General features: G+C 32.8%; 1 protein-coding gene. It reads right to left on the reverse strand.

The window, feature by feature from the left end; translation table 11 throughout:
* Positions 1-1,029: PAS domain-containing protein (locus AC1DTM_RS28260; protein ID WP_477001463.1), on the reverse strand; the 1,029-nt coding region annotated here is incomplete at both ends.

The raw sequence follows: 1,029 nt of genomic DNA on the forward strand, positions 1-1,029 counted from the left end.
GAATATCTTTAAGTGATTCTTCCATTAAGAAATCTGGTACACAGGGTAATCTCTTACCTATGATTTCTTGTAATGACCATCCAAATATCTTTTCATAAGCTTTATTTGCTTGTAAAATATGCCCTTCTCGATCAGAAATGGTAATAGCATCTACATTATGCTTTATAAATGATTCTAGTAATTCTTTGGTAGCTCTTAATTCTGATTCTACCTTTTTCCTTTCGGTTATATCGACTGTAGAACCAACAACTTCAATAACTTGTCCATTTCGTTTAATCGGCCTAAGTGCAATAAGAATAATCGTTTTATCATCTGGCCAGGGTAATTCGAATATAATTTCTTTCCCTTCCCATGCCTGAAGATAATACTTCATCAATTGTGGAACTAAATGTGGTGGAACAATAGAAGCATCAATAGTCCGTAAGCTTTTTCCTACCACCTGTTCAGAATAAAATCCTTTTTGATAATAAAACTGTCCATCACATAAAGTGTGTATAAAGTGTTTACCCACTTTTTTAAATTTAAAAATCCCTCCTTGAAGCTCATGTACGGTATCTGTGAGTTCTTGCTTCGATTTTTTTAATTCCCGATTCATTTTAGATAAGTCCTGTGTTAAATAATACAATCTCTGGTAGGCTTCCATAAGAAATAGCCCAATTAAAAGTCCTAATGCTATATATAATAAGCCTCCTGTGTAAAGTAATGTAGTATTAAATAATACACCAACTAACCACTTTATTCCGACAAAAACAGAAAAATATAAAGATGCACTTTTAAAAGGATGAGGGTTTTTAAAATATGTTTTAAAAGTAACAAATAGGATACCCAAACCTAAATAAGCAATCACAGGAGGTTCCCAGTAACCTCCAATGTAAAAGATACGCATTATAATAATGCTAATTAACGTAATCCAACCAGCAATGCGACCAAAGTAAATAAAAGATAGAATAAGAGGAACAACTCGAAGATCGTAGGAAAATCCCATGTATGGAAAAGAAAAGAGCATCAAAGTAACTGCAATAATCCCTC

The sequence above is a fragment of the Bacillus sp. P4_D3 genome, assembly GCF_056401855.1.